This is a genomic window from Chamaesiphon sp. OTE_20_metabat_361, from assembly GCF_031364565.1.
Window position 1 is genome coordinate 1 of record NZ_JANLWO010000759.1, and the last position, 1,736, is coordinate 1,736.

Here is a 1,736-nt window from a genome sequence, read left to right on the forward strand (position 1 = left end):
TAGGAATCGGTTGCTTGAGAATTAAATTCTTGAGTGGACAGCGGCTATTATTTTTGGCAATTACGGTGTATTTAATAATATCTCCAGGCTTCACAGTCGCTTTTTCGGCAATCGGTCGGAAGACAGTTTTATTGTTCTCCATCTGTTTTTTATCAGCCTTAAGTGTCAGCACTACCCGTTTGGCAATCGGCAGCGGATCGACACAAGCTTTAAGCTTTCTTGCCCTAGCAGCTCCGGGAAATTGAGGCACAAAAAATGTCATGGCGACCGTGCCAATGCCGATTAGAATAAAGATCGAGAACTTAGGCATGGTACTGTTTGAGTAAGCGGTGAGCTGAGATATAGAGACAAGACGATCGAATAGCAATAAAGTTGCCCGATCTGTTGAAGACCTGCGATCTAGACTAGCCAGCAAAGATCGGGTGCTGCGAAGTTTCCAATCGTTCGTAAAGTGTGGGCTTTGCACAATCGAATCATAGCAAGCGCGGTCGAACCTGATATTCTAGATACACGCACTTCGATCGAATTCTCGACTGGGGAGATTACTCATCACCGATCCAGTCGGATGAGACAAAGCGGAACCGTTGCCTCATCCCGCGAGCCGAAGGATGCCAACAGATTGAACTGCATTAACAATTATAGACAATGACCTTAGACTGGATTAGTCCTGCCGAACGCCTCCAATCGTTACCCCAATATGTATTTGCTCGGTTAGATGAACTCAAAGCAAATGCTCGTCGCCAGGGTATCGATCTGATTGACTTGGGGATGGGCAACCCAGACGGTGCTGCGCCAGCACCAGTCATTGCGGCAGCCAAAGATGCGCTTGATGAAGCCACCAATCATGGTTATCCGCCTTTTGAAGGTACCGCCAATTTTCGGGGCGCGATCGCCAAATGGTATTATCGCCGCTATGGCGTTACCCTCGATCCCAACAGTGAAGCTTTACCGCTGCTCGGCTCTAAAGAAGGTTTAGGACATCTAGCGCTCGCTTATATCAACCCTGGCGATACAGTCCTGGTACCCAGTCCCGCCTATCCCGTCCACTTTCGGGGGCCTGCGATCGCGGGTGCTAAGATTCATAATATTATCCTCAAACCGGAGAATGACTGGGAAATCGATCTCAATGATATTCCCGAAGATGTCGCCCGCAAAGCCAAAATTCTCTTCTTCAACTATCCCAGCAATCCGACTGGTGCTACTGCTTCGCGCGCCTTCTTTGAGGATGTCGTTGCCTTTGCCCACGAGTACAAGATCATGCTAGTCCACGATCTTTGTTACGCAGAACTCGCCTTTGATGGCTACAAGCCCACCAGCCTGCTAGAAATCCCCAGAGCTAGGGAAATCGGGGTCGAGTTCCATACGCTCTCCAAAACCTACAATATGGCGGGCTGGCGTGTCGGTTTTGTCGTCGGTAATAGCCAAATTATTCAGGGACTCCGCAAGCTCAAAACCAACCTCGACTACGGTATTTTTTCCGCGCTCCAAACCGCTGCTCAAACTGCGCTAGAACTCCCCGATGAATACGTCACCCAAGTTCAAACTCGATACCGTGAACGTCGGGACTTTATGATTGTAGGGTTGGCTAAATTAGGCTGGAAGATTAAACCCACCAAAGCCACAATGTATCTGTGGATTCCCTGTGCTGTGGGTTGGAATTCTACCGATTTTGCACTGATGGTATTGCAACGCACGGGTGTGGTATTTACGCCTGGGAATGCGTTCGGCATTGGTGG

General features: G+C 49.1%; 1 protein-coding gene and 1 pseudogene. One reads left to right on the plus strand and one right to left on the minus strand.

The genetic code is table 11. The features are described from left to right. Nucleotides 1–415: pseudogene (locus RMO35_RS21510) on the minus strand (hypothetical protein); the annotation flags it as partial. 230 nt (nucleotides 416–645) lie between these two features. Here RMO35_RS21510 and RMO35_RS21515 point away from each other — a divergent pair. Beyond that, on the plus strand, nucleotides 646–1,736 hold a 1,091-nt coding region (locus tag RMO35_RS21515; RefSeq protein ID WP_309744122.1), incomplete at its 3' end, for an aspartate aminotransferase.